This window comes from Hymenobacter sp. BT491 (genome assembly GCF_014349165.1).
Lineage (GTDB): Bacteria > Bacteroidota > Bacteroidia > Cytophagales > Hymenobacteraceae > Hymenobacter > Hymenobacter jejuensis.
Genome location: NZ_JACSJJ010000004.1, coordinates 121,378 through 146,437, shown reverse-complemented (window position 1 = coordinate 146,437; position 25,060 = coordinate 121,378). Strand labels below are relative to the sequence as shown.

At 54.8% G+C, this 25,060-nt stretch carries 23 protein-coding genes; 15 read left to right on the top strand and 8 right to left on the bottom strand.

What is annotated here, in order from left to right; genetic code table 11:
• The first annotated feature begins 56 nt into the window (after positions 1–56).
• The 8 genes from H9I52_RS17375 to atpG all read left to right on the top strand — a co-directional run bounded on the left by H9I52_RS17375 (position 57) and on the right by atpG (position 5,998).
• The gene (locus tag H9I52_RS17375) at positions 57–299 is read left to right on the top strand and encodes an AtpZ/AtpI family protein (protein ID WP_187454919.1); all 243 of its coding nucleotides are present in this window, start codon (positions 57–59) and stop codon (positions 297–299) included.
• A gap of 12 nt (positions 300–311) precedes the next feature.
• The gene (locus H9I52_RS17370; protein WP_187454918.1) at positions 312–719 is read left to right on the top strand and encodes a hypothetical protein; all 408 of its coding nucleotides are present in this window, start codon (positions 312–314) and stop codon (positions 717–719) included.
• 33 nt (positions 720–752) lie between these two features.
• Complete coding sequence (atpB, locus tag H9I52_RS17365) at positions 753–1,817, top strand: F0F1 ATP synthase subunit A (RefSeq protein ID WP_187454917.1); 1,065 nt, start codon at positions 753–755, stop codon at positions 1,815–1,817.
• A 57-nt stretch (positions 1,818–1,874) separates the two neighbouring features.
• Positions 1,875–2,132 (top strand): ATP synthase F0 subunit C, encoded by a 258-nt coding sequence (gene atpE, locus H9I52_RS17360; protein ID WP_139514977.1) that lies wholly within the window; start codon positions 1,875–1,877, stop codon positions 2,130–2,132.
• 185 nt (positions 2,133–2,317) lie between these two features.
• Complete coding sequence (locus H9I52_RS17355) at positions 2,318–2,812, top strand: F0F1 ATP synthase subunit B (protein WP_187454916.1); 495 nt, start codon at positions 2,318–2,320, stop codon at positions 2,810–2,812.
• Positions 2,813–2,890: 78 nt separating this feature from the next.
• Complete coding sequence (atpH, locus tag H9I52_RS17350; protein WP_187454915.1) at positions 2,891–3,451, top strand: ATP synthase F1 subunit delta; 561 nt, start codon at positions 2,891–2,893, stop codon at positions 3,449–3,451.
• A gap of 5 nt (positions 3,452–3,456) precedes the next feature.
• Positions 3,457–5,037 carry a F0F1 ATP synthase subunit alpha gene (gene atpA, locus H9I52_RS17345; RefSeq protein WP_139514974.1) on the top strand — a complete coding sequence of 527 codons (1,581 nt, stop codon included), beginning with the start codon at positions 3,457–3,459 and terminating at the stop codon, positions 5,035–5,037.
• A 67-nt stretch (positions 5,038–5,104) separates the two neighbouring features.
• Complete coding sequence (gene atpG / locus H9I52_RS17340) at positions 5,105–5,998, top strand: ATP synthase F1 subunit gamma (RefSeq protein ID WP_139514973.1); 894 nt, start codon at positions 5,105–5,107, stop codon at positions 5,996–5,998.
• Positions 5,999–6,075: 77 nt separating this feature from the next.
• Here the strand turns inward: atpG and H9I52_RS17335 are convergent, their stop codons facing one another.
• Positions 6,076–6,801: an HAD family hydrolase gene (locus H9I52_RS17335; RefSeq protein ID WP_187454914.1), complete on the bottom strand. Its 726-nt coding sequence runs from the start codon at positions 6,799–6,801 to the stop codon at positions 6,076–6,078.
• Between the two features lie 169 nt (positions 6,802–6,970).
• Here H9I52_RS17335 and pafA point away from each other — a divergent pair, with 169 nt between their 5' ends.
• The 4 genes from pafA to H9I52_RS17315 all read left to right on the top strand — a co-directional run bounded on the left by pafA (position 6,971) and on the right by H9I52_RS17315 (position 11,205).
• Positions 6,971–8,683 carry an alkaline phosphatase PafA gene (pafA, locus tag H9I52_RS17330; RefSeq protein ID WP_187454913.1) on the top strand — a complete coding sequence of 571 codons (1,713 nt, stop codon included), beginning with the start codon at positions 6,971–6,973 and terminating at the stop codon, positions 8,681–8,683.
• Positions 8,684–8,785: 102 nt separating this feature from the next.
• Positions 8,786–9,370 (top strand): inorganic diphosphatase, encoded by a 585-nt coding sequence (locus tag H9I52_RS17325; protein WP_187454912.1) that lies wholly within the window; start codon positions 8,786–8,788, stop codon positions 9,368–9,370.
• 138 nt (positions 9,371–9,508) lie between these two features.
• Positions 9,509–10,192, top strand: a complete 684-nt coding sequence (locus tag H9I52_RS17320; RefSeq protein ID WP_187454911.1) for a DUF6766 family protein — start codon at positions 9,509–9,511, stop codon at positions 10,190–10,192.
• A 125-nt stretch (positions 10,193–10,317) separates the two neighbouring features.
• A complete protein-coding gene (locus H9I52_RS17315) occupies positions 10,318–11,205 on the top strand; it encodes a UbiA family prenyltransferase (RefSeq protein ID WP_187454910.1) in 888 nt (295 codons plus the stop codon).
• 51 nt (positions 11,206–11,256) lie between these two features.
• Here H9I52_RS17315 and H9I52_RS17310 read toward each other — a convergent pair whose 3' ends face one another.
• Positions 11,257–12,768, bottom strand: coding sequence for an NAD(P)H-hydrate dehydratase (locus H9I52_RS17310; protein WP_187454909.1), 1,512 nt, complete (start codon positions 12,766–12,768; stop codon positions 11,257–11,259).
• 155 nt (positions 12,769–12,923) lie between these two features.
• On the opposite strand from H9I52_RS17310, the gene msrB reads away from it, so the two are divergent.
• Both msrB and sdaAA read left to right on the top strand, forming a co-directional pair.
• On the top strand, positions 12,924–13,382 hold the full coding sequence (gene msrB / locus H9I52_RS17305; protein WP_187454908.1) for a peptide-methionine (R)-S-oxide reductase MsrB: 459 nt from the start codon (positions 12,924–12,926) through the stop codon (positions 13,380–13,382).
• Positions 13,383–13,593: 211 nt separating this feature from the next.
• On the top strand, positions 13,594–14,502 hold the full coding sequence (sdaAA, locus tag H9I52_RS17300; RefSeq protein WP_139514965.1) for an L-serine ammonia-lyase, iron-sulfur-dependent, subunit alpha: 909 nt from the start codon (positions 13,594–13,596) through the stop codon (positions 14,500–14,502).
• Positions 14,503–14,577: 75 nt separating this feature from the next.
• On the opposite strand, the gene H9I52_RS17295 is transcribed toward sdaAA, so the two are convergent.
• The 6 genes from H9I52_RS17295 to ispF form a co-directional block, all read right to left on the bottom strand.
• Positions 14,578–17,079, bottom strand: coding sequence for a T9SS type A sorting domain-containing protein (locus H9I52_RS17295; protein WP_187454907.1), 2,502 nt, complete (start codon positions 17,077–17,079; stop codon positions 14,578–14,580).
• A 352-nt stretch (positions 17,080–17,431) separates the two neighbouring features.
• Positions 17,432–18,490: a hypothetical protein gene (locus tag H9I52_RS17290; protein ID WP_187454906.1), complete on the bottom strand. Its 1,059-nt coding sequence runs from the start codon at positions 18,488–18,490 to the stop codon at positions 17,432–17,434.
• Between the two features lie 177 nt (positions 18,491–18,667).
• Positions 18,668–20,044 (bottom strand): LutB/LldF family L-lactate oxidation iron-sulfur protein, encoded by a 1,377-nt coding sequence (locus H9I52_RS17285; RefSeq protein WP_139514962.1) that lies wholly within the window; start codon positions 20,042–20,044, stop codon positions 18,668–18,670.
• A 120-nt stretch (positions 20,045–20,164) separates the two neighbouring features.
• Entirely contained in the window at positions 20,165–21,835 is a 1,671-nt protein-coding gene (locus H9I52_RS17280) for a M28 family peptidase (protein ID WP_187454905.1), read from the bottom strand.
• A 55-nt stretch (positions 21,836–21,890) separates the two neighbouring features.
• Positions 21,891–23,570 (bottom strand): M28 family peptidase, encoded by a 1,680-nt coding sequence (locus tag H9I52_RS17275; protein ID WP_187454904.1) that lies wholly within the window; start codon positions 23,568–23,570, stop codon positions 21,891–21,893.
• Between the two features lie 144 nt (positions 23,571–23,714).
• Complete coding sequence (ispF, locus tag H9I52_RS17270; RefSeq protein ID WP_139514959.1) at positions 23,715–24,194, bottom strand: 2-C-methyl-D-erythritol 2,4-cyclodiphosphate synthase; 480 nt, start codon at positions 24,192–24,194, stop codon at positions 23,715–23,717.
• Between the two features lie 222 nt (positions 24,195–24,416).
• Here ispF and H9I52_RS17265 point away from each other — a divergent pair, with 222 nt between their 5' ends.
• Positions 24,417–25,031 carry a TetR/AcrR family transcriptional regulator gene (locus H9I52_RS17265; protein WP_187454903.1) on the top strand — a complete coding sequence of 205 codons (615 nt, stop codon included), beginning with the start codon at positions 24,417–24,419 and terminating at the stop codon, positions 25,029–25,031.
• Positions 25,032–25,060: the final 29 nt, after the last annotated feature.

The window sequence follows — 25,060 nt, the reverse complement described above, 5'->3', positions numbered from 1 at the left end:
GTTCTGCTACTGGCCCGAAAATCAATACTTTCGCAGCCCCAAGTTTTCCTCCACCCATGGCCCCCCATCCGCCAGCACCTGAGAAGCCCGATAAATCCGACTCCGATCGGCTGCGCAACTTTGCCAAATATTCGGGCATCGCTTTTCAGATGCTGGCTACGATTGGTCTGTGTGCTTGGGCCGGTACGTGGCTCGACGGGCATTTTCACAATGCTCGGCCCTGGTACACGATCGGCCTGATGCTGCTGGGCGTTGTGGGGGCATTGGTGCAAGTCATTCGTTCTGTTACCCGCGATTAATCATTTTTATCTGTGGCGCGCTTTTTTCGTAATTTATTGATATTCACTTTGTTACTTGGAGGTGTTTTTTACGCCTTGCATAGTCAGTTCGGGGCGACCCTGATTCACCCTCTCACAGGCTATGTGTTTGGGTTCTTCGTGGTCATATCCGCGATCACCTATTGGATCACTGCGCGCGCCGTTCGGGCCGATGCCAACAATTTCATGGCTGCTTATTTCGGCTCAATGGTCGTGCGCCTGTTGCTTTCGGTAGGCCTAGTGATGGTCTTCTTATATAAAGGAGGCGCACACGAGCGTCCGGGGCGCTGGACCTTTCTGGGAAGCTTCTTCGTACTGTATTTTCTATTTGCTGGGTTTGAAGTCTGGTCTGTTCTGAGTAACTTGCGCCCGTTTTCAAAACCGGGTATAAACCCCAAATGAAGGTTTTGTGAACGCCACCCTAACCCACTCTGAATGAAGCGTTTACTGATATTCCTATTCTGTATTCTTTCGCTTCCTGTTTTTGCTCAAGAACCAGCCGCCACCCAGGCCGAAGCTACCGACGCGGAGGCTTTCAGCCCCGGCGAAATGATTCTGCACCACATTGGTGATGCGCACGAGTGGCATTTTGCCACGTTGGGCGATGAGAAAACCGGTACTCATTTCTCAATTCCGCTGCCCATTATTGCTTACCAGCCCAGCAAAGGCCTAAGCGTATTTTCGTCTTCTAATCTTGCCGAAGGCAAGGCTTACAACGGTCTTAAGCTGGAGCACGAGCACCTCATTTCCGAAGACGGCAGCAAGGTATACGACTTCTCGATCACCAAAAACGTGGCTTCGCTGATCCTCAGCGCCGCGCTGTTGCTGCTCATCTTTACGGCTGTGGCCCGCGGCTACCGCAAAAATCACGGCAGCGCCCCTAAAGGCATTCAGTCTTTTTTTGAGGTCATTATCACCTTCATTCGTGATGAAGTAGCCAAGAAGTCCATCGGGCCGAAGTACGAGCGCTATATGCCGTACCTGCTCACGATTTTCTTCTTTATCTGGTTTAACAACCTGTTGGGCTTGATGCCGGGCGCCGCCAACCTTACCGGCAACATCGCCGTGACCATGACGCTGGCCCTGATGACTTTGTTCATCACGTTGTTTAGCTCTAACAAAAATTACTGGGCGCACATCTTCGCCACGCCCGGCGTACCGAAGTTGCTTCTGCCCATCATGATCCCCGTGGAACTGATTGGCGTAGTGGTGAAGCCGTTCTCCCTGATGGTTCGTCTTTTCGCCAACATTACGGCTGGACACATTGTAATTCTGAGCTTTATCAGCCTGATCTTTATTTTCAAGAGCATTTTTATTAGTCCCGTAACGCTGGCTTTCGGTCTGTTTATCAACGTGTTAGAGCTGTTGGTAGCCATTCTTCAAGCCTATATCTTCACGCTGCTGACGGCCATGTACATTGGCGGTGCAGTAGAAGAGCACCACGACGCCGACTTGCAGATGGGCGGTGGCGACGCTTCAGCGCCTGCCCACGGTCACTAAGATCATTTCTCTCACCCAGACTTTTTTCGTTTTTCACTTCCCCTCAAATTCTTTTTTATGCTTCTTTCTCTGTTGTTGCAGGTTGCGAATTCTGTTGGTTTAGCTGTAATGGGTGCTGGCATCGGTGCTGGTCTCGTTGCACTTGGTGTTGGTCTGGGTATCGGCCGTATCGGTGGTAGCGCTATGGAGGCTATCGGCCGTCAGCCAGAAGCTGCAGGTCGCATTCAAACGGCTATGCTGATCGTAGCTGCTCTTATTGAAGGTCTGGGTCTGTTCGCAGTCGTAGTCTGCCTGCTGATTTCCTTCAACCTCTAGGGATAGGGGCATTCCTTTGGCAGCCCGCTGCGCGTCGCTTCGGCGCACGGCGTAGCGGGCTGACTTAGCTTTTCGAAGTTGCCGGATGCAAGAGCGCTAAGCCCAGGCTACGTTCTTTAATCCGGGCTTTGGCATGATTGCCTGCTCACTTCCTCTACTCGCAGTACGCGTCACTACCTACCATTATGGAACTGATAACCCCCAACCCAGGTCTGATTTTCTGGCAGCTGGTGATTTTTCTCATCGTGCTGTTTTTGCTGGCCAAATTTGCTTGGAAGCCTATCCTCAGCTCGCTGAAGGAGCGGGAAGACTCCATCGAAAGCGCTTTGCGCATGGCCGATCAAGCCAAGCTGGAAATGCAACAGCTGAAAGCTGGCAACGAGAAGCTGCTAGCCGAAGCCCGTTTGGAGCGCGACCGTGTGTTGAAGGAAGCTACGGACTTGGCCAACAAGCTCATCGAGCAGGCCAAAACCAAAGCAACCGAAGAGGGCGGCCGCATGATTACCCAGGCTCGCGAAGCCATCCAAAACGAAAAGAATGCTGCTTTGGCCGAAGTGAAAAACACGGCTGCTCAGCTTTCTATCGACATTGCGGAGCGCATTTTGCGCCGTGAGTTGACGGACGCTAACTCGCAGAAGCAACTGGTGGACTCCTACCTTAAGGATGTTAAACTGAATTAGTAACGGGTAGAGCGTGTTAGCCGGGTTCTGAAGTCCCGGAAATACTAATGCCTCTACTAGCTACTCTATCCTAGACCAATGTCTGAAATACGAGTTGCCTCCCGCTACGCCAAATCGTTGCTGGATCTGGCCGAAGAGCGTGGAACGCTGGAACAAGTAAAACAGGATATGGATCTGTTCAGCAAAACGCTCGAGCAGAACCGTGACTTGCGCTTGTTGCTGCGTAACCCGATCGTACAGCACGATAAGAAACTTGCCATCCTGCGCGCCGTGTTTGGCGGTAAAGTGAGCGAACTGACGGAGAAGTTTTTCACCATCATCACTCAGAAAAACCGCGAAAGCGCACTGGAGTTTATTGGTACTGAGTTTCTTAGCCAATACAACGTGCTTCGCGGCGTTCAGGTGGCAGAGGTAATCACGGCTACCCCGCTCACGCCCGAGCTACGTGCCGAAGTAACCAAATTAGTGCGCGAACAAACCGGTTTGCAGCAGGTTACGCTCAACGAAAAAGTGGACGAAGCCCTAATCGGTGGCTTTATCTTACGCGTGGGTGACCGCCAAATTGATGACTCCGTACGCTATCGTTTGCGCAAGTTGCGCAACGAATTTTCGAAGAACCCCTACCAACCTTTAGTATAACTCTCATGGCAGAAGTACGCCCGGATGAAGTATCCGCCATCCTGCGGGAGCAGTTGTCCAACTTTAAGACCGAAGCCGAACTCGAAGAGGTTGGTACGGTACTGCAAGTTGGCGACGGTGTAGCCCGTATTTACGGTCTGGGTAAAGCCCAGTCGGGGGAATTGCTCGAATTTGAAAATGGCCTGCAGGCCCTTGTGCTCAACCTGGAAGAAGACAACGTAGGTGCCGTAATGCTCGGCGACTACAGCGAAATCCGGGAAGGTGCAACAGTGCGCCGCACCAATAAAATTGCTTCCATTCAAGTTGGTGACGGCATCATCGGACGTGTAGTAAACACGCTCGGTCAGCCCATCGACGGCCGTGGCCCTATTGCCGGCGAAACGTACGATATGCCTTTGGAGCGCAAAGCCCCTGGTGTAATCTACCGTCAGCCGGTAACCGAACCGCTGCAAACCGGAATCAAGGCTATCGACGCCATGATTCCGATTGGCCGTGGTCAGCGTGAATTAATCATCGGCGACCGTCAGACAGGTAAGTCTACGGTAGCTCTTGATGCTATTCTGAATCAGCGTGAGTTCTTTGAGCGTGGGGAGCCAGTTTTCTGCATTTACGTTGCAGTAGGGCAAAAAGCCTCAACCGTAGCTCAGGTAGTAAGTGCGCTGCAGCGTGGTGGCGCAATGGACTATACCGTAGTAGTTGCCGCTTCGGCTTCTGATCCGGCTCCTATGCAGTTCTTTGCTCCCTTCACGGGTGCAGCTATTGGCGAGTTCTTCCGCGATACGGGCCGTCCGGCTCTTGTGGTGTACGATGACTTGTCGAAGCAAGCTGTAGCATACCGCGAGGTGTCGCTGCTTCTGCGTCGTCCTCCAGGACGTGAGGCATATCCGGGTGACGTATTTTACCTGCATAGTCGCTTGCTCGAACGTGCCGCGAAGATCAACGCTTCGGACACCATCGCTCGCGATATGAACGACTTGCCCGAGAGCATTAAGCACCTTGTAAAAGGTGGCGGCTCGTTGACTGCTTTGCCGCTCATCGAAACTCAAGCAGGCGACGTTTCGGCTTATATCCCAACCAACGTAATCTCGATTACGGACGGTCAGATCTTCCTCGAAACCAACTTGTTTAACTCAGGCGTTCGCCCTGCGATCAACGTAGGTATCTCGGTATCGCGTGTGGGTGGTAACGCCCAGATCAAGTCGATGAAGAAAGTGGCTGGTACACTCAAGCTTGACCAAGCACAGTTCCGCGAACTGGAAGCTTTCGCCAAGTTTGGTTCCGACCTCGACGCTTCGACCAAGCTCACCATTGAGCGTGGCCGTCGTAACCTTGAAATCCTGAAGCAGCCGCAATTTTCGCCTGTTAAGGTAGAAGATCAAGTTGCCATTATCTACGCGGCTACCAACGGCCTGCTCGACGCCGTACCCGTTGACAAGGTGCGTACGTTCGAAACTGAATTCCGTCAGGTGATGAACACCCGTTATCCTGAGGTGCTGAAGGCGCTGAAGGCTGGCAAGCTCGACGACGAGGCGACTACCGCAATTCGTCAGGTAGCCAAAGACCTGTCGGCTGCCTACGCGAAGTAAGCTTCTATCAGCCGTTTGCAACATAAAAATTGCAAACGGCTGATACTGATATTATTACCACCCAAGAATGGCTAGCTTAAAAGAAGTCCGGAATCGCATCGTATCGGTGCAAAGCACGCAGCAGATCACCAAAGCCATGAAAATGGTAGCGGCTGCCAAGTTGCGTCGCGCGCAGGACAACATCCTGCGCATGCGTCCTTACGCGCAGCGGCTCAACAGCATTCTGAGCAACCTGACCCGCCAGATAAGCGACGATGTAATCAGTGAATACGCCGTGCAACGCGAAGTGCGCCGCGTACTTATCATTGCCGTTACCTCGGATCGGGGCTTGGCTGGGGCATTCAACAGCAACATCTTCAAAGGTGTTAATCAGCTGATTGCGGAGCGTTATGCTGCGCAAGCTGCTGCTGGCAACCTTACTGTGTTGGCCATTGGTCGCCGTTCGCACGAGTATTTCTCGAAGCGCGGGCCGGTATTGGGCAATTATACGCACGTATTCACGCAACTTTCCTTTGATACGGTGCGCGTAGCGGCTGAAGAAGCCATGCAAGGCTTCCGCAATGGCCAGTTCGATGAGGTTACGCTGGTGTACAACGAGTTCAAAAACGTGGCAACGCAGGTTGTACGGGTTGAGCAACTGTTGCCCATTCTGCCATCAGAAGAACCCGCTAACACTACTGCGGCCAACGCAAGCATCGATTACATCTTTGAGCCTTCAAAGGAAGAAATCGTGCGTGAGTTGATTCCGCAGTCGATACGAGTGCAGCTTTACAAAGCAGTTTTGGAAAGCAACGCTTCGGAGCACGGCGCCCGCATGACGGCCATGGACAAAGCCACCGAAAACGCCGGTGAATTGCTCAAGTCGCTCAAGCTGACGTACAACCGTACTCGTCAAGCTGCCATTACCACCGAGATTCTTGAAATTGTAGGCGGCGCGGAAGCTTTGGCTGCTAGTAGGTAAGCAATTGACTGTCAAATAGTTATAAAAGGTCTGCCTCGCTTTGGGGCAGACCTTTTTGTTTTGCTCAATTTGCTGCTTTACAGCTTCATGTAGTTCCGCTGAGCCCGTTGCTTGCTGGGCTTAGGCGTTTGGGGATGCTGCGCCAAGAGGTCGAGTATTTGTTGGGGAGTAATTGCGGTAAAGTCGTTAATCACGCGCAGGGGCGCTTGAAACTTTTCGGCTTTCACGAAAGTGCTCAGGCAGATACAATGCATTTGGGCCTTATATGCCGCCTGTTCTCCGAGAACGGCATCTTCAAAAACCACGCAGCGCTCCGGCCCAACGCCTAACTTTTGGGCTACCACGCTGAACGTATCGGCGTGGGGTTTCCCTTTGTCGACGTCCTCTTTCCCCGTGATCACATCGAAGAAACGACGTAAGTGCAGGTGGTCGATGATGTAGCTGATGGTTTCGGGCGGCGAACTGGTTCCGAGACCAATCTTGAACCCCGCATCACGGGCCGATTGCAGAAAATCACTTAATCCCTTGACTTCTTTCCGCTTGCTCCAGTAAAGCGCGCGATACAGAAATTCGCGCTGATCGGCGTACTTCTTCAGGTCCTTTTCGGGTACTGGGTGCTGAAAAACCGTTTTTAGGATGTTGGTAGCCGGCATCCCATTTAAGCGGGCCAGCAGCTTGCGCGCGTTGGTAGTGAGGCCAAGGTCGCGGAAAAGCAGCTGGAAAGCGCGCGCCTGATACGGCGTGTTGTCGATCAGCACGCCGTCCATGTCGAAAATGAGCGCGTAAGGAAGTTCTGTAGGCATTGGCGAGGCAAAAAAAGGGACTGGACAACCTGAGGAAAATACTCGTATCCTGTACGCGAACCCTTTGGAAATAGCTGCCGCTGGGGTGAGTACAGCGGCGGCGAATTATATTTACAGCCATTACCAACGGCTGCTTCCGGGCGTTGGACCGTTTAAAATTTGCTTTGATTTGAAAAAGTGCCTGATTCTGCTGCTGGCCGCTGCTTTGGCGGGGCCTGCGCTCGCGCAAAAGAACCCCAAGGCGGTTGACCGCCCCAAGCTGGTGGTGGGCATCGTTGTCGACCAGATGCGCTACGATTATCTGTACCGCTACTGGGCCAAGTACGGCAACGATGGATTTAAGCGCTTGCTAGGGCAGGGGTTTAGCTACGAAAACACGCATTACAACTACGTGCCAACCTACACCGGCCCAGGCCATGCGAGCGTGTACACGGGCACTACGCCCTCGGTGCACGGCATCGTGGGCAATAACTGGTATGTGCGCGCAGCAGGCCGAGAAACGTACGTAACCGAGGACAAAACCGTACAGCCTGTGGGCGGTACGGCGCTGGCCGGGCAGCAATCGCCGCGCAACATGCTCACCACCACCATCACGGATGAACTGCGGCTGGCTACAAACTTCCAGAGCAAAGTAATTGGTGTCTGCATCAAAGATCGTGGCTCCATTCTGCCAGCCGGGCACTCAGCCAATGCTGCGTACTGGTACGACGGTGCCAACGGCGCCTTTATTACCAGTACGTATTATCAAAATGCTCTGCCAGAGTGGGTTACGCAATTCAATAGCCGGAAGCTAGCCGAAAAGTACCTCTCGAAGCCGTGGGAAACGCTGTTGCCCATCGAGCAATACACAGAAAGTTCGGCAGATGATGTTGCCTGGGAAGGTGCTTTCAAGGGCGAAGCAAAACCGGTGTTTCCGCACAATCTGCCTTTGCTCAGCGGGATCAACATTGCGGCGGAAAAAGCCGGGGAGCGAGCGGGTGTCGATGCGTCGGCGGCCACTCAGTCGGCCAATTACGACCTGATTCGCTCGACGCCTTTCGGAAATTCCCTTACGGCTGACTTTGCCATGGAAACCGTACGAGCCGAAAAGCTCGGGCAGCGCGGCCAAACCGACTTTCTGGCCCTGAGTTTCTCTTCGACCGATTACGTTGGCCACCAGTTTGGCACCACGGCCATCGAAACAGAAGATACCTACCTGCGCCTCGACCAGGATTTGGCGCGCTTTCTGGCGTTTCTAGACAAAACGGTCGGAAAAGGCAATGCGTTGGTTTTCCTGACGGCCGACCATGCGGCGGCGCAATCGCCTGATTTTATGCGCGATAAGCATATTCCGGCTGGTTCAGTAGGGCCGGCCCTCATGCGCGACTCCTTGCAGCAAATGCTGGTGCGGCGCCACGGCACTGGCAATTGGGTGCTGTCGTACGAAAATCAGCAGGTGTATCTGAACCGCCCCCTGATCGCAGAACGGAAACTGGACCTGCGTAAAGTGCAGGATGAGGTCGTGGATGCCGCAGTTCGGCTCACGGGCGTCAACCGCGCCATTGCCGCCGACGATTTGCAGAAATCGCATTGGGAAAGCGGCATGTTGATGTACCTTGAAAATGGCTACTTCCCCAAGCGCAGCGGCGATGTGATGCTGGTACTGGAGCCCGGCTGGCTGGAATCTTATTCGTATCCCGTAAACAAAGGCACCACGCACGGGTCTATGAATACGTATGATACCCACGTGCCGCTCGTCTTCTGGGGGTGGCATGTGCGCAAGGGCGAATCCAATGCGCCGGCCAAGATTACCGACATTGCACCCACGGTAGCGCGGTGGCTGCACATTCAGGAACCCAATGGTTGCACGGGCCAACCGCTCCAAGAAGTTTTGGGCCGGTAAGCTCGACACTGGTACCGACTCGTCGAGCTTGTTATATTTAGTTTACCACAACATCTTTAACAGCGGGCGCGTACAACGCGCCCCTACACTTTCTCAAGAAAAATGGCTCACTTCAACCCTTGGCACGACGTAGCACTTGGCGATAATGCTCCCCAAACCGTTACAGGCATTATAGAAATTCCGAAAGGCTCGAAAGGCAAATACGAGCTGGACAAAGAAAGCGGCCTGCTCAAGCTCGACCGCGTACTGTTTTCGGCTGTGCACTATCCGGCGGCGTATGGCTTTATTCCGCAGACTTACTGCGACGACAACGACCCGCTTGATATTCTGGTAATCTGCTCGGTTGATGTCGTGCCGATGTGCTTGGTGGAGGCCAAAGTGATCGGGGTCATGCAAATGATCGACGGCAACGAGGAGGACGACAAAATCATCGCGGTGGCTGCCAACGACATTTCCGTCAACCACTACAACGACATTGCCGACCTGCCGCCGCATACGCTGCTGGAAATGCAGCGCTTCTTCGAAGACTATAAAGCATTGGAACACAAGCAAGTAGTAGTAGAGCGGTTTATGGGCCGCGAAGATGCCTACGGCATCATAGAGAAGAGCATTAAGCTTTACGACGAAACGTTCCGCCAAAATAGCTCGGCTTCGCCCGAAACCCAGACGGCTGGTGTGGAATTGTAAAGCATACCGTTTGCTTACCGAATAAATAGCCGTTTTTGGCAATAATCCCCTGGTTGTCAAGGCAGCCAGGGGATTTTTTTGTACTCAGGGCAGAAAGCTCAACCATACCTTTTTGCGCGGACCCGCGTAAGGGCCGACATGCCCACACATCCTTCCTCGTCGCCCGTTAAGCGATTTCTCTACGAGAATAGTCTGACCCTTGTGGGTATTGTCTTGGTATTGAGCACGTTACTGGGGCAGTGTCTGACGGGCTGGCACGACAACAACGACGACCGCCAGGAAATGGACCTGCCCGAACTTACTTTGTCGCAATACCTCGGCTCGGGGCATTTTCTGGAAGCGACTTTTGAGAACTGGGAAAGCGAATTTCTGCAAATGGGCCTGTACGTGCTGCTCACGGTAGGACTGCGGCAGAAAGGCTCTTCCGAATCGAAAAAGCTCTACGAGGATGAGGATTGCGACAAAGAGCCCGATCCCAACAAGCCCGATGCGCCGTGGCCCGTTAAAGCCGGCGGCCTGTGGCTGCTCCTCTACAAAAACTCGCTGAGCCTGGCGTTTTTTTTGCTCTTTTTTGCTTCCGTTTGGCTGCATGCCAAGGGCGGTGCCGAGGTATACAGCATCGAACAGGCGCACGAAGGCAAGCCTACCGTAACCACGCTGGAGTATATGGGAACTTCGCGGTTCTGGTTTGAGTCGTTTCAGAACTGGCAGAGCGAATTTTTGTCCATTGTATCCATTGTAGTCCTGTCTATTTTTCTGCGGCAGCAACATTCTCCGGAATCCAAGGCGGTGGATGCTGCCAACGACGAAACCGGTAATTAACTGCCCGCACCAAACGAGGCCAAGGTGTGCAAGGCCGAAAGCTTGGGTGAATTGTTGCGGCGGCTTAGCGTTATTTGTTGTGCTTACTTTCTCCTCACGCTTCGCCAATTAGCATTCCGGTACCCATGCACCTCAGCAGCGACCAACCGTCCGCCAGGTCGGCGTACGCCTCCGTCAGGAGCTGCACCGATGCTGTGCTGTACAGCAGCGGGCTGGTAGCGGCGGCCGCAATGGCCCTTACTTGGGCAACGTTTCTGTTTTGGCACGTGCACATTCCGCTGCACCTGGCCGCCATGATCTTTTCGGCTACGCTGTTTCTGTATAACCTCGACAGCGTGCTACCCTACAAGTACACGGAGCAGCAGGTGCTTTCCACGCGCAAGCTCTGGATGCTCCATCACCGCCGCCAGCTGCTGTTGCTGGCGCTGCTGTCGTTGGGGGTGGCGGGCGTGCTGTTTTTGCGAGATGGCTGGACGCACCTCACGGGCTTTCTGGGACACCTAGCTGCTATCTCGCTTTTTTATTCGTTGCCCGTTGTGAAGCGCCAAGGCCAATGGCGTGGCCTGCGCGATGTGCCCCTGCTCAAGGCCTTCCTGATTGCTTATGTGTGGTCGGCCGTAACCGTTTGGGTACCAGCCTTATACTTAAGCAAACCAGTGGGCTCGGCGGTAGTGATGCTACTATTTGCGCGCCGCTTCTTCTTCATTCTGGCCATCGCGGTGGTATTTGACATTCGCGATTACACCAAAGATCGGCTGGGCGGCACCCGCACATTTCCGGTATTGCTGGGAGTAAAATGGGCTAAGTTGTTGGCGTTGGCGGCGTTGGTGTTGGCGGCGGTGTTTGTCCCCGAAGGGCTTAGCGCCGTTCACATTGTGGTGCTCACCTTGCCCTTGTTGCTCACAGCTATCCTGGTGTGGTTTGCCGAAGAAAGCCGTCCCGATTACTACTTTTCCATCCTAGCCGACGGCATCATGGTCATTCAGTTTATCGCCGTATACCTGACTTTCTGAAAAGTTTAATTCATAACAATTTGATTATTAATAGGTTGTGAATTAAGCTTTTCAGAACTCCGTTCGTGTCGTGACCTCCTGAAAAGCCGGGCCCAGAAACCGAACAATATCGCCCGCCAGCAGGCCGGCTTCGCCAGTTTCCTGTGCTGCTAAGTCGCCGGCCCGACCGTGCGCGTACACGCCCAGCACGGCCGCGTGCAGCGGGCTTAGGTGCTGAGCGCGCAGGGCCGTAATTACGCCCGTCAGCACGTCGCCGCTGCCGCCGGTAGCCATGCCTGCGTTGCCGGTGCTATTGAAATACAACGTGCCCTCGGGGGCGCCGAGGCAAGTGTAAGCTCCTTTCAGGACGGTGTAGCAGCAGTATTGCTGGCAAAACGCGCGCAGCAACTCCAGCCGGTGGTAATCGTCGCGGGCCGGTTGGGTAAGGCGCTCAAACTCTTTCGGATGCGGAGTCAGAATGGAATCGGCGGGCAACTGGGCTAGCAACTCGCGGTTTTCCCCCAGCAGGTTCAGCGCATCGGCGTCGATAACCAGCGGCGCTTGAGCTTCGCTCAACAACTTGGCTAACACGTCTTTAGTGCTGTCTTCTTTGCCCAGCCCTGGCCCTATGCCGATGGCCGAATAGGGCTTGAGGTCCGGCAGTTCCGTGATAAAGTCCGTGGCCGGGTCGGTGAGCGTCATGGCTTCGGGGGCGGAAATCTGGAGGATGTCGTAGCCAATGCCCGGCACACGTACCGTAAGCAGCCCCGCGCCGCTGTGCAGGCAGGCTTTCGTAGCCAGCACGGCAGCCCCGATTTTGCCGCGGCTGCCTGCCAGCAGCAGCGCATGCCCGTACGTGCCTTTGTGCGCAAATTTTGGTCGTTCGGGCAGCCAACCCGCCAGCATTGTAGCGTCCACAAAGTGCATTGCTACGTCGGTTTCCTCAATGAATTCACGACTCAGCCCAATGGGTAATAAGTGCCAGTGGCCCACGTATTCGGCGTTTTGGGGCAACAGGAAAGCCAGTTTGGGCAGCTCGAAGCTCACCGTATGGCGGGCCCGAACCACGGCGCTGTCGGCGGGTTGCGACGCATCGGCCAGCAAGCCCGACGGAATATCTATGGCTATTACGCGGGCTTGGGCTGCGTTTAGTTGCTGCACGATGGCCGCAGCCGCTCCATCCAGCGGACGACTCAGGCCAGTTCCAAACAGCGCATCAAGCACCAGTGCATTGGGTTGGATAGGAGGGAGGCCCGCCGCTAAATCCGTAACGGGTACCGCGGCGGGCAGACGTTGGCGGTTACTGGTGAAGTCATCCGAATGGTTGCTGGCGGGCAGCAACCCCACCTGCACGCGGTAGCCGCGCTCGTGCAGCCGCCGCGCCGCCACGAGCCCGTCGCCGCCGTTATTGCCGGGGCCACACAGCACCATGATTTCGCCCGCTTCCGCCGGCGATTGCCGAGCCGTCAGCCAATCGGTGAAAGCCGTAGCGGCCCGTTCCATCAGGGCCTCCGACGTGATTTTTTCTTCTCGGATGGTTGCTTGGTCGGCTTGGTGAGTCTGGTCGGCAGTCAGGATTTTCATAGTGCTGTGTAGCGTGAACGGCGGGCAAACAGTTGCGCAGCATGGCTTGGGCAAGTGAAGAGGATCACTGGTGTGGGCAAAACGGCGCGTTAAAACATCCGGTCCAGCATCTGCGTTTTCATAGAAATACTGCCCAGCCTCATTTCCCCCAAACCATGCAAACCTGGAACGACGTCATTCGCCTTGCCAACCACGGCAGCCCCGCTCCCGACCGCCGCGTCGAGAAAACCGATGCCGAATGGAAGCAACAGCTAACTCCCGAACAATACCACGTTACCCGCCAGCACGGTACTGAGCGGGCCTTCACCGGCGAATATTGCGAGGCGCACGAAGCGGGTCTCTACGCCTGCATCTGCTGCGGCACGCCGCTCTACGACTCCCGCACCAAGTTCGAATCGGGCACGGGGTGGCCTAGCTTCACGCAGCCGGTGAAGGAAAACGCCATCAAGTACAAGAAAGACACGAGCTACGGCATGACCCGCGTGGAAGTGCTCTGCAACGTCTGCGATGCGCACCAAGGCCACGTTTTTCCCGACGGCCCTCCGCCCAGCGGCTTGCGGTTGTGCATCAACTCGGCTTCCATTCAGCTGGTGGCTGAAGAAAAAGAGGCTTAGTATAAGTAGTTGATTATGAATAATTTACTACAAAAGCGAATGGCCCGGCCAGTCGCTTTTGTATTTTAACGATAGCAGAGAAGTACATAAAGGCGGAGAAGTAAGGAAGCACAGCGCCAACGCGGTGGCGAGGAAATTATGCCGATTTTAGCACCCTCTCTCACCGCAACTTGTTCGTTCTACATCCACCCTTTACCAGCTCCCACCCGCTATGTCCTTACTATTCACTGATTTTGCTAGCTGGGAAGCACACTGCACCCAAACTGGCGAGCCGCTGTACCAACCCGTGCTCGATTATGAGATCGAGCAGAAAGGCCGCACCGAAGCCGAAATCTGGGCGGGGTTGCAGCGGGCCTACGACGTGATGCGCGATGCTGTGCATACCGGCCTGACCGAAGACATGACTTCGCGCTCGGGCATGATTAACAACGGTGCCAAAAAAATTGCGGCTTCGCCCGTTACGGTGCTGTCGCCTGAGTTCAAGCAGCTCATTACCAGAGCCTTAGGGGCTAAAGAGGTAAACTCCTGCATGGGCCGCGTGGTGGCTGCGCCTACGGCTGGCGCTTCGGGCATCTTGCCCGGCGTGCTGGTGACTCTGCAGGATTTACATAAGCTTGAGGATCAGCGCATTCTGGAAGGCCTGCTGGTGGCAGCGGGTATTGCCCTTATCATCGAACAAAATGCTTCGCTGGCCGGGGCGGTAGGCGGTTGCCAGGCTGAAACGGGCAGCGCCGCTGCAATGGGCGCAGGGGCTATTGTGTACTGCCTAGGTGGTGGCGTGCCGGAAACTTTTGCGGCAGTAGCTATCACGATTCAATGCATGCTGGGCCTGATCTGCGATCCGGTGGCGGGCCTCGTGGAAGTGCCGTGCGTGGTGCGCAACGCCTCGGCGGCAGCCATCGCGTTTTCGTCCGCCCAGATTGCCATTGCCGGCGTCAACCCCGTGATTCCCGTCGATCAGTGCGTGGCAGCGCTGGGCGAAGTTGGCCAAAGCATGGAAACCCGCTATAAGGAGACTGCCCTCGGCGGGCTGGCCAACACCCCCATGGGTCGCCAAATCGAGAAACGCGTGCTCGTGCAGGACATTGACATTCTGCCCGACGAGGAAAGTCAGCAATAGATTTTGTAGGTGTCATCAAGCAAAAAGCCTCCCGCTGTGCACAGTGGGAGGCTTTTTGCTTGAAATAAAAATTGCTTACTCTTTCATTACCCGCAGGTGCTGCGTCTGGCCGTCGAGATCAAGGTGCAGGATATAAACGCCGCTGGGCAGCTTGTCTAAATCCTGCAGAGTCACTTGCGAAGCTCCGGGCGGAAGGTTAACCACCTGGGTTATTACGGTGCGACCTGCCGCGTTCGTCAGCGATACTGCCGTAACGGTGGCGGCCGAACGAGTTCGTACGGTCAGCGTCAGATCGTGCCTAAACGGGATCGGTGTTGCAATAATTTGATTATTAGTAAGTTGAAAGACAACAGCTTTGGGGTTGTAAAACACTTCCGCACCGTCAACATCAAGTTGGCGCAAGCGGTAGTAGCGCAGTCCTTGCTTGCCCGCTTCCGTGTCAAGAAATCGGTAAGAGCGTTGCGTGCCGCTGTTAGCCGATTCGCTGCGAACGAAGCCTAACTCGTGGTAGTGGTTTCCGTCGGTAGAAACTTGCACAACAAAGCCGCGGCAGTTTTTTTCCTGCGCTGTCGTCCAGGTAAGCAGCGCGTTGGTGCCTTGTCGAACGGCCAGGAAGCTGACCAGCGATACGGGTAAGGTTGCTTTTACTTCGTCGGCACCTATGTCCGGGGTCGTGATATCCCGTGTATCGTTGTCATAATCAGTCTCATAGCCCGTAATTGGCTTGGCTCCGCCTTTTGCCAGGTTAGTTGATTTGGGATTCAAATGCGGATTGGTCACGGCATCTACAAAAGTAGGAATCTCGGATACGGCCCGCGACTCGCGGTTGCCACCCATCGCCGTACGGTAATTGTCTAAAGAGGCCTGGAGCGCGGTGCCGTCGAAGAAAACGCTGCTGCGTCCGTACACCAAGTTGTTGTTGATGTTAGCCGACAAGGTAATGCTGGTACCAGTATTGCGAGCAATGGCTACAGCATACGCAGTGGCTGCCGCGCCTGCGGGCAATTCATAGGCATTAACCAAAATGTTGTTGCTGTAGTCGAGCGTTTTGGCGGAGCTGTTAAAATACAGCGCAGCCGATTGATGTCCGGTATTGGTGGCTGTACCACTCATGGATATCGTATTGTAATACAAGTTGTTAGTTCCGCCACTTAATACCTGAACGCCGCGAATACAAGGGGCGCCAGTCGAAGCATCGTTGCGCAGGCCCGAAATCAGGTTGTTGTACAGATTTAAGGCGGAAGAAGATCCGCCCCCGCTGTTGATCTGAATGCCGTAGAGCACGCCGGTTGAAGTCGTTGTATGCGTCAGGCTGAAAATCTTGTTGCGGTAGATGTTGCTGGTTTGCCCCGTAACGAGTGTGTGCTCGATGCCGGCAAGTGCTCCGCTGTTCGAACCCGCCAGATTGGTGCTCAGATCGTGGATGCCGTTGCCGTAGATGTCGGCGCGGCCCTTGGTAACGGAAATGCCTTGCACGCCGCCGGCGTGATAGTTAGTCAGGTCGGAGATGGTGTTGTCGGCAATGATAGCCGCGGAGCCAAAGCCGAGGTTAATGCCGCACACGTCGCCGGCGCCGCTGGTTTTGGCTTTGGTCAGGCCAGAGATCACGTTGTTCTTGATGCTGACCGTGTTGTTGGCGCCCCCGCCGCTGTTGATGCCGTACATATGGCCCGCCGCCGTGCCCGAACTGATGGTTGTATTCAGGATTTGCAACTCCGTTTGGTTGGAATAATTGACCCCAACCACCGCCACACCGCTAGCGCCAGAGGTACCGCCAGCCAGATCGGTTATGCTGCTGGTTTGCGCGCCTTCCGTACCAATATAATTGCTGTTGTCGGGCACTGTAGCGTTGCCACCACTCAGCGAATAGCCACGCTGGCAACTTTGCACGGTGTTGCTCAAAAACGATAAATAGCTGTTGGTGCCAGCCGCTACAGTTGCCTCACCCGTGTTGGATACATACCACTCCGAGCCGATGCCCGTGGTAGTATTGGCATTGGTTTTCGTAAGCGTTACAGTTCCGTTTTTATAGGTAACGTGCTGGCAGCCATTGTCTGCGGCAATGGCTTGCAACAACAATCCCCGCTCCATGCGTAGCACGTCGGTAGAGTTAGTCGCCTTATCTTTCAGATCGATGCCGTCGAATGTCACATAGTCGCTGCCTCGGAGTGTGATAATGGCATCGGCCGCACCACTGCCATTGCTCCCCTGAATCAAGGGATTGGTGCCGCTGCCCGTCCGGCGAAAAGTGATGGTCGCCCCGCTGGTACCTGAGGCAGCCAGTATAAGTGGGGTTACGTCAAATACTTGACCAGCAGTTACTTCAAACACAACGTTGCCTGTGATTCCTTCCGAATTCAGGCTGCCGAAGGCCTCATTCATCGTCTGGAAGTTGGTGCCGGCAGTTGGTTGGGTCTTGTCGATGGTGTAGGTGCCATTGAGCGGCGCGGCCCAAGCCGCCGAGGTGCCTAGGACGAATACACTGCCCATACCAATTCGAAGCGCCAAAGCGCGAGTCGGATGGGGCAGGTTACGGATGGTTTTGTAGAAAGAAATTGCGGGTAAAAAATTTATCATGAACTATAGGTAAGTGTGGAGAAACAAGGGGGAGCGCTCCACAGCTAATGCTGTGGAGGAAGAAATAGGATAAAACGTTTTAGGGGCGTTTTTCGGAGCCGTTAAGATTGCTCCATAAATAGTATAGATCTCGCCGCTTAGGCAGGATGTAGTTATGTAAATAATTGATTATTAACTACTTGTATTGTTGTTGGAAGCGTTATAGCGCAGTTGTAGTTGCTATAAGAAGTAGGTAGCAAGAGCAAAAGACGGGTGATAAATTGGAAAAAAATAATATCGCAAGTTAGGAAGTCTGTTGCTCAACTGCCAGTTGAACTATGCCAAAGGGGTAAAATTCTATCCGAAGGATAGCTTACCGGCCGCTAATGGACTTCATTTCCGGAGCCATAGTGAGCTTGGCCATATACTCAATGGCTTCGGCGTAGCGGGAGCGCAATTCCCGGTAGTGGTTCCACGCTTCTTGGCGGTCGGGCTTAACCCCAACGCCATTTTTAACCAACTGATCGTACACTTTGAAGAAATCGGCTTGGGTCGGGTCTTCTACCGTGTGATCCGTGTCGACAAGGCTGGAGGGCTCGGATTGAGCGGACACGTGAAAAAACCGAAATACCCGGTTGATGGCTACGCAGCCGGCTTTAAAGGTCAGTTCAATCTGCGGATCGCGGGCTTGGTCTACGCTGCTGAGGATGACGGCGGCGGCGTCCAGAATGATGCTGGCGGCCATCACCCACGAGCGGCCGGGCTGCGGCGACCGAAAAAACGACAGGATCGGCAGCGAGGTGTGCGTTTCTTCAATCTCGACAAACCATTCTTCCCAGCGTTCCCATTGAACGCCGTCGTCGGTAAGCGAACCTGTGCGGTTGAGCCACATGATTAGGTCGCAGGCCGAGCGGTCGGCGCCGGCGCGCAGCTCCAGCCGCGCTACCACCAGTTCGCGCCGCGAAAACGCTTGGTACATCGTGGGCAAATACGAAATCAGCAGCGTAATCAGCAGCAGACCCAGGCCTGCCTCAGAATAAGAAAACGCGCTAATCCAGACTGATTCGGCATTTTCGGCGCCCAACGTGAGCAAGGCGCTGCTACTCAGGCGGTAGCACTGAATGATGTCTTCTTCTCCTAAAGCCCAGAAAATCAAGATGTATCCAAAAGAGACCAGCGCCAGCCACACAATGGGCAGCGTCACCAGCCCAATTGGGGCGTATAGGGCCATGAGCCGGTCGCGGCGGGCGTAGGTATTCTGCCACGAGGCCATCAGATTGAATATATAACGCACGCCGGTGAAAGCGACATTATTGATCAGCACCGATTCGTTGCGCGGTAGAATAAAGGAACGTACAGCTGCCAGCACGGTGCTGATAATTAGAAAAGCGCCGCCCACGAAAGCCAGGAAACGAAACAGATACTCAGGCATATAGCAGTGCTGATAGGAGCCGCGCCGTGCGGCAGAGCTTGTACTAAGATTGCGGCAGAATAGTTAGAGGCGCAAGCGTAGCCGCCTTGGGTTGGCGCAGGAGGCACGGGCTAAAAGCAAAAAATCCATCGTCACTTCAGCGACAATGGATTTTATAAAATGTTAACAGTCAACAACTTACTTCTTGCGTTCGCGCCACATCTTATTAAATGACCGCGGGGCGACTTCCAACGCCTCACGCCGCTTGCTCCAGCCTACCAAGCTTAGCATGCGGAAGAGGGCGTAGTTTTTGGCGCGGGCCGGCAGCAGGTTGAGCAAGCGGCGGCTTAGCATCGTGCGCATCCAGAGCTGAATGGCCACCTTTTCTTCCCGGTCGTTGAGGTGTTCGCTGACGCTTTGCTGGCGGTTGCGCAGCAGAATGCCGTGAATGTTGATCTTGACCGGACATACACTGGTACAGGCGCCGCACAAGGACGAGGCATAGCTCAGGTGCTTGTTTTCGGCCATGCCCGAAAGGTGGGGCGTGATCACCGAACCAATTGGACCAGAGTACGTTGCCTCGTACGTATGGCCGCCAATGTTTTTGTAAACCGGGCAAATATTCAGGCACGCGCCGCACCGGATGCACTGCAAGGCTTCGCGCTTGTCGGGTTGGGCCAGCAGGTTGGTGCGGCCGTTGTCGAGTAGTACCACATACATTTCCTCGGGGCCGTCTTTTTCCAGCGGCTGACGCGGACCGGTGTAGATGGTGTTGTACACCGTCACCTGCTGGCCGGTGCCGCTGGTGCTTAGCAGCGGCCAGAACAAGTCCAGGTCCTGCATCGTCGGAATGAGCTTTTCGATGCCCACAATGGCAATGTGCGTGCGCGGAAACGTAGCCGATAAACGGGCGTTGCCTTCGTTTTCGGTGACGGCAATGGCGCCTGTGTCGGCAATCAGGAAGTTGCCGCCCGTCACGCCTACCTCGGCCGACGTGTATTTGTCGCGCAGCAAGTGCCGGGCTGTCAGGACGAGTTTTTGGGCGTCGTCAGTGTATTCAATGCCCAGATGCTTGACGAAGATGTCTGCTATGTCCTTCTTACTCAAGTGCATAGCCGGCGTCACAATGTGGTAAGGACGTTCGCCGTTGAGCTGCACAATGTATTCGCCCAAGTCGGTTTCCAACGAATCGATGCCCAGCTTGCCTAAGTAATGGTTCAGGTGAATCTCTTCGGTGGTCATGCTTTTGGCCTTCACCACGGTGCGCGCTTTGCGGCGCTGCATGATTTTGCCGATCTCGTGCAGGGCTTCGTCGGCGTCCTGTGCCCAAATGACCTTGCCACCGCGCGCGGTAAAGTTCTTCTCAAACTCTAGCAGGTAGTGATCTAAGTTATTGACAATCTTAGACTTAAGATAAGAGGCGCGCGCACGGGCCAACTCATGATCCTGGTACCAGCCCATGCCGGTTTCAACAGCCGCATTGTACTTGCCGATGTTGAAACGGATTTTGCGCCGATGCTCGAGGTCGAAAGCCTTGCGTTCGGCGTCGGTCAGAAATTGGGCAACTTTAGTCATAGCACGGAGAAAGAAGCGGAACGGGATTATAACAAATATAAAGCGTGGCCGCTGGTAAAGCACTGTGCTTTTTCCCAACGGCCACGCTTCAAGCAAGTCTTGCGCCTCTAACGTCTGCGTTTACGGTTTGTTCGAGTCGACCACGATGCGGTTGTCGCGGTTGGCCAGCTCCCAGGCCGTATGAAAAACCAGCCGGTCGCGGGTTTCCATGAGCGGGAATTCAATCTTGCTCACTTCGTCCGTTTCTTGGTGGTAATCAGCGTGTTCGCCCGTGGTATAGAAGATCACCGGGATTTTATGTTTGGCGAAGTTGTAGTGGTCGGAGCGGTAATAAATACGCTCCGGATCGTTCGGATCATTATAGCGGTAGTCCAGATCCAACTTCGTGTATTTGGCATTAGCCGCCTCGTTGATGGCGTGCAGCTCCGACGAAAGCTTGTCGGAGCCCACTAGGCTCACGTAGTTGTCGCCAGCTTTGTGGTTGGTGTCGATGCGGCCCACCATATCAATGTTCAGGTCGGCAATGGTCTGCTCCAGCGGAAACACGGGGTTGCTGGTATAATACTCCGAGCCAAACAGCCCTTCTTCCTCGCCCGTTACGGTGATGAAAAGGATACTGCGGCGCGGACAATGGCCCTCTTGCTTCGCTTTGGTGAAGGCTTCGGCCAGCTCCAGCACCGAAACCGTCCCCGAGCCGTCGTCGTCGGCGCCGTTGAACACCTTGCCGTCCTTGATGCCCAAGTGGTCGTAGTGGGCCGAGAGCACCAGAATCTCGTCTTTCTTGTCGGTGCCTTCCAAAAAGCCCATCACGTTTTCAGTCGTGAAGGTTTCTTTCTGGCGAGCCGCCTTAATGTTGGCCTTTGCCACCTTAAACGGCACTTTCACCGGCTTGGCAGCCTGCGCAATGCTGGTTTGGTATTTTTTCAAACCGGCCTCGTCGGTGCGGAGCAGTTGATAGCCTATGGCTGGCGACAGCACGAAAATGGCCGGCGTAGGCCCTTGCGGCGCCTTTTCAGTGCCGGGCAAGGTCATGCGCGGTTGTTGCAGATACGGCTTCACGCGCGTTATGACCTTGGAGAAAGCCTCGGCATTGGGGTTAATTACAAAGATGCTGCGAACGCCTTTCTGGGCGGCCAGTGCTATTTTTGCTTGGTTGCTGCCCCACTTGCTGGGCTTGCCGTCGGTGCCCAACACCGCTTTGCCGTCGGCCGACATCGGCTCGCCCGAAAGCATCAGGATATCCTTGCCTTTCAGGTCGCCAGCGGTAGCATAGTCGGAGTAGCCGTCCTGCTCAATGCCATAGCCCACAAACACGGGCTGAATCTCCGTATCAGCGGCGAAAGGCGAGTCGGCAATCGAATAGAAGTCTTCGAGCCACTTGAAGCTTTGCTTGCCCACGCGCAACGAAATATCGTTGTTCCAGCGCGAGCGCTCCATGCTAAAATGCTGAATATAAGGATTATCCGAGTTTTTTACCGGACCTATTAGCCCCAGCGCAGCGAATTGCTTGGCAATGTATTCGGCCGCCATTTTCTGGCCCTTCTCGCCGGTTTCGCGGCCTTCGTACTCATCTGAAGCGATGATGGACAGGTGCTTGCGCAGGTCATCCTGCGTAATGGTCTGGGCATAAGTTTCCGACCAATCGGTGGCAGGCGCGGGAGCAGGCGCTGGTGTTGCTGCCTGCGTTTTTCCCGGCTTGCTCTTGATCTTCACCTTGCTTTGGGCCGCTGCTGGTAGGGCCGCGCCACACGTTGCCGCGAAGAGCAAAGCGTAAAGGAGATTCTTACTCATTTATATAATGTATTGATAGTCAAATGATTACGAAGCAAAGCGGTAATCGGCTGAATTACAGCTTGTTCGAATCCACCACGATGCGGTTGTCGCGGTTAGCCAAATCCCAGGCCGAGTAGAAAACCAGGCGGGCGCGCGGCTCCATTTTCTGGAATTCGATTTTCTCTACTTCGTCGCCGGCACCGTGGTAATCGTCGTGCACGCCGTTGAAGAAGAACGCCACTGGTACTTTGTGCTTGGCAAAGTTGTAGTGGTCGGAGCGGTAGTAGAAGCGGTTCGGATCCTGCGGGTCGTTGAAGCGGAAGTCGAGGTCCATCTTCGTGTATTTCTCGTTGTTAGCCAGCACAATATTGTGCAGCTCCGACGAAAGCTTGTCCGAGCCAATGACGTAGATGTAGGTTGGTTTGCCTTCGTGCTCTTTGTCGGTGCGGCCTACCATGTCGGTGTTCAGGTCGGCAATGGTTTGCTCCAGCGGGAACACCGGATGGTCGGTGTAGTACTCCGAGCCCAGCAAGCCTTTTTCTTCGCCCGTCACGGTCAGAAACAGAATGCTGCGGCGCGGGCCGTGACCCTCTTTTTTCGCCTGCGCAAACGCCTGGGCCATTTCCAGCACCGTTACGGTACCCGAGCCGTCGTCGTCGGCGCCGTTATTTACCTGGCCATTGATGATGCCGATGTGGTCGTAGTGAGCTGATAACACCAAGATCTCATCTTTCTTGTCGGTGCCTTCCATAAAGCCCAGCACGTTTTCCGTCGTGAAGTCTTCCTTCTTTTTGGGCGCCGTGATGGTGAATTTGACGGGCTTAAAAGTCGAAGCTACAGGCTTGCCTGCCTTGTTGACGGCAGCCGTGTACTTTGCCAGGTTGGTTTGGGTCGTGCCGAGCATCTGGTACGCCACGGCCGGCGCTACAAAGAACATGGCCGCGCGGCCCGGCTGGGTTGCATCCTTAAACGCGATGCTCGGGCGCGCCAAGTAAGGAGCCATCCGTGCCGCTGTTTTGCCGAAGTTGCTGTTTGGGTTCAGATCCACGAAAAACACACTGCGTGCGCCCTTCTGCGTAGCTACGGCCGCTTTGGCGCGGTATTCATTGCCCCATTTGCTAGGGTTGCCGTCTTTGCCCAGCAGCGCTTTGCCGTCGGCCGACATTGGCTCGCCCAGCAACACGATGAGGTCTTTGCCTTTCACGTCGCCAGCGGTAGCATAGTCGGAGTAGCCATCCTGCTCGATGCCGTAGCCCACAAACACGGGCTGCACCACGGTCGCCGTCTGGAAAGGCGAGTTGCCATACCCGTAGAAATCGGTCATCCATTTGTAGGTCTGGCTGCCTACTTTCAGCGTGCCCGCGTCGGTCCAGGTCGAGCGCTCCATGGTGAAGTGCTGCAAGTAAGGGTTGTCGGAGTTCTTCACCGGACCTGTCAGGCCCAGATCAGCAAACTGCTTCGCAATGTATTCGGCCGCCATTTTCTGGCCTTTCTCGCCGGTTTCGCGGCCTTCGTACGCGTCGGAAGCCAGAACAGACAGGTGCTTGCGCAGATCTTCCTGCGTGATGGTGTTGCCGTAGGTTTGGGCCAGGTCGGCAGCAGGAGCTGGGGCAACTGCGGCTTGCGGCGCTGAGGTGGCCGCTTCCGACTTGCGCTTTATTTTGACTTTGGTTTTGTCGGGCGCGTTCTGTGCTCCGGCTGTGGTGGCGCAGCAGACGGCCAGCAGCAGGGCGTAGAAGGAGTATTTTTTCATGAAAAGCAGGTTGGCAACAAAAGAAAAACGGGTGGAGTGATTCGGCGAAAGACACGCCAGGGTAGAGAAGGTTGCTACCCCAATACAGGCAGAAAACCGGGCCTGAAAAAGTAAGGTTCAGCCGCTGGCTCTCAACCACACGGCTTAGGGCTTCACAATCAGCACCGTAGCATAAGCCGCAACGCCTTCTTGCCGGCCCACAAAGCCAAGTTTCTCAGTAGTAGTGGCTTTGATGGAAATGTCATCTGCCGGAATGCCCATTACTTCGGCTAGTGTAGCCTGCATGGCCGGGATGTGTGGGTTCACCTTAGGTTGCTCCAGGCACACGGTCGAGTCGATGTTGCCGATGGTGTAGCCGCGCTCGCGCAGCAGGCGCACCACTTCCGAGAGCAGACGCTTGCTGTCGATGCCTTTGTATTGCGGGTCGGTATCGGGGAAGTGAAAGCCGATGTCGCGCAGGTTGGCGGCACCCAGCAGGGCGTCGCAGATGACGTGGATAAGCACGTCGGCGTCGGAGTGGCCGAGCGCGCCGTGGGTGTGCGGAATTTGGATGCCTCCGAGCCAAAAGGGCAACCCTTCGCGGAGCTGGTGCACATCATAGCCGAAGCCGGTGCGGATTTTCATACGGGAAGAACTAGGGGACGAATACTCAACTATTGCCCGACAAGGTACGGCCCGGCGCTGCCACCGAAAATTTTTCAGAAAAAATTGCTGGAGCGTAGGGTAAAGCGGCGGCTTGTGCGTCTATAGCAATAAGGAACTATTCCGAGGCGAAAATAGATAGTAAAAAGATTATGGAAACTTTGGGATCAATAAAAGTTTCCACCGTATCTTTGCCTCGGAATCATGGAAATCAAAGACCGCATTTTACAATCGGCACAAGGGCTGTTCATGCGCAACGGCATCAAAAGTGTGTCGATGGACGACATTGCTTCGCACCTAGCGATGTCCAAGAAGACGCTGTATAAATGGTTTGAGAACAAAGACCAGATTGTATATGGTGTAATGGAGCATCACCTTCTGCTCAACAAACGCGAGTGCGACGTGCTCAGCCAGCGCGCTTCGTCGGCCATTGAAGAGCTCTTCGTGATGATGGGATGGATGAAAAAGCAATTTGCCGACGTGCATCCCAGCATCTTCTACGATCTGCAGAAATACCACCCTGCTACCTGGCAGATGTGGCTCAGGTTTAAGAACCAGTTCATTCTCAATCAGATAGAAAGCAACCTGCAACGGGGCATCAGCGAAGGCCTATACCGCCCCGACCTCGACGTGGATGTATTGGCGCGCCTTCGCTTGGCGGAGATCGAGCTGGCTTTCAACCCGGAGGTTTATCCAGCCAGCCAGTTTGAGCCGCGTAGGGTGCAACTGATTCATGCTGAGCACTTTATGTTAGGATTGGTTACGTTAGAAGGATATAACCTGATTACCCAGTACCGCCACCTGGCGGAGGCCAAATGACCTTCCTTGCTTCTTTTCGCTTACCGTTT

Bases quoted from the DNA above. Each gene is read 5' to 3' on its own strand.
- H9I52_RS17375 (WP_187454919.1), top strand. From the start codon at position 57: ATGGCCCCCCATCCGCCAGCACCTGAGAAGCCCGATAAATCCGACTCC.
- atpB (WP_187454917.1), top strand. From the start codon at position 753: ATGAAGCGTTTACTGATATTCCTATTCTGTATTCTTTCGCTTCCTGTT.
- atpE (WP_139514977.1), top strand. From the start codon at position 1,875: ATGCTTCTTTCTCTGTTGTTGCAGGTTGCGAATTCTGTTGGTTTAGCT.
- H9I52_RS17355 (WP_187454916.1), top strand. From the start codon at position 2,318: ATGGAACTGATAACCCCCAACCCAGGTCTGATTTTCTGGCAGCTGGTG.
- atpH (WP_187454915.1), top strand. From the start codon at position 2,891: ATGTCTGAAATACGAGTTGCCTCCCGCTACGCCAAATCGTTGCTGGAT.
- atpA (WP_139514974.1), top strand. From the start codon at position 3,457: ATGGCAGAAGTACGCCCGGATGAAGTATCCGCCATCCTGCGGGAGCAG.
- atpG (WP_139514973.1), top strand. From the start codon at position 5,105: ATGGCTAGCTTAAAAGAAGTCCGGAATCGCATCGTATCGGTGCAAAGC.
- H9I52_RS17335 (WP_187454914.1), bottom strand. From the start codon at position 6,801: ATGCCTACAGAACTTCCTTACGCGCTCATTTTCGACATGGACGGCGTG.
- H9I52_RS17325 (WP_187454912.1), top strand. From the start codon at position 8,786: ATGGCTCACTTCAACCCTTGGCACGACGTAGCACTTGGCGATAATGCT.
- H9I52_RS17320 (WP_187454911.1), top strand. From the start codon at position 9,509: ATGCCCACACATCCTTCCTCGTCGCCCGTTAAGCGATTTCTCTACGAG.
- H9I52_RS17315 (WP_187454910.1), top strand. From the start codon at position 10,318: ATGCACCTCAGCAGCGACCAACCGTCCGCCAGGTCGGCGTACGCCTCC.
- H9I52_RS17310 (WP_187454909.1), bottom strand. From the start codon at position 12,768: ATGAAAATCCTGACTGCCGACCAGACTCACCAAGCCGACCAAGCAACC.
- msrB (WP_187454908.1), top strand. From the start codon at position 12,924: ATGCAAACCTGGAACGACGTCATTCGCCTTGCCAACCACGGCAGCCCC.
- sdaAA (WP_139514965.1), top strand. From the start codon at position 13,594: ATGTCCTTACTATTCACTGATTTTGCTAGCTGGGAAGCACACTGCACC.
- H9I52_RS17295 (WP_187454907.1), bottom strand. From the start codon at position 17,079: ATGATAAATTTTTTACCCGCAATTTCTTTCTACAAAACCATCCGTAAC.
- H9I52_RS17290 (WP_187454906.1), bottom strand. From the start codon at position 18,490: ATGCCTGAGTATCTGTTTCGTTTCCTGGCTTTCGTGGGCGGCGCTTTT.
- H9I52_RS17285 (WP_139514962.1), bottom strand. From the start codon at position 20,044: ATGACTAAAGTTGCCCAATTTCTGACCGACGCCGAACGCAAGGCTTTC.
- H9I52_RS17280 (WP_187454905.1), bottom strand. From the start codon at position 21,835: ATGAGTAAGAATCTCCTTTACGCTTTGCTCTTCGCGGCAACGTGTGGC.
- H9I52_RS17275 (WP_187454904.1), bottom strand. From the start codon at position 23,570: ATGAAAAAATACTCCTTCTACGCCCTGCTGCTGGCCGTCTGCTGCGCC.
- ispF (WP_139514959.1), bottom strand. From the start codon at position 24,194: ATGAAAATCCGCACCGGCTTCGGCTATGATGTGCACCAGCTCCGCGAA.
- H9I52_RS17265 (WP_187454903.1), top strand. From the start codon at position 24,417: ATGGAAATCAAAGACCGCATTTTACAATCGGCACAAGGGCTGTTCATG.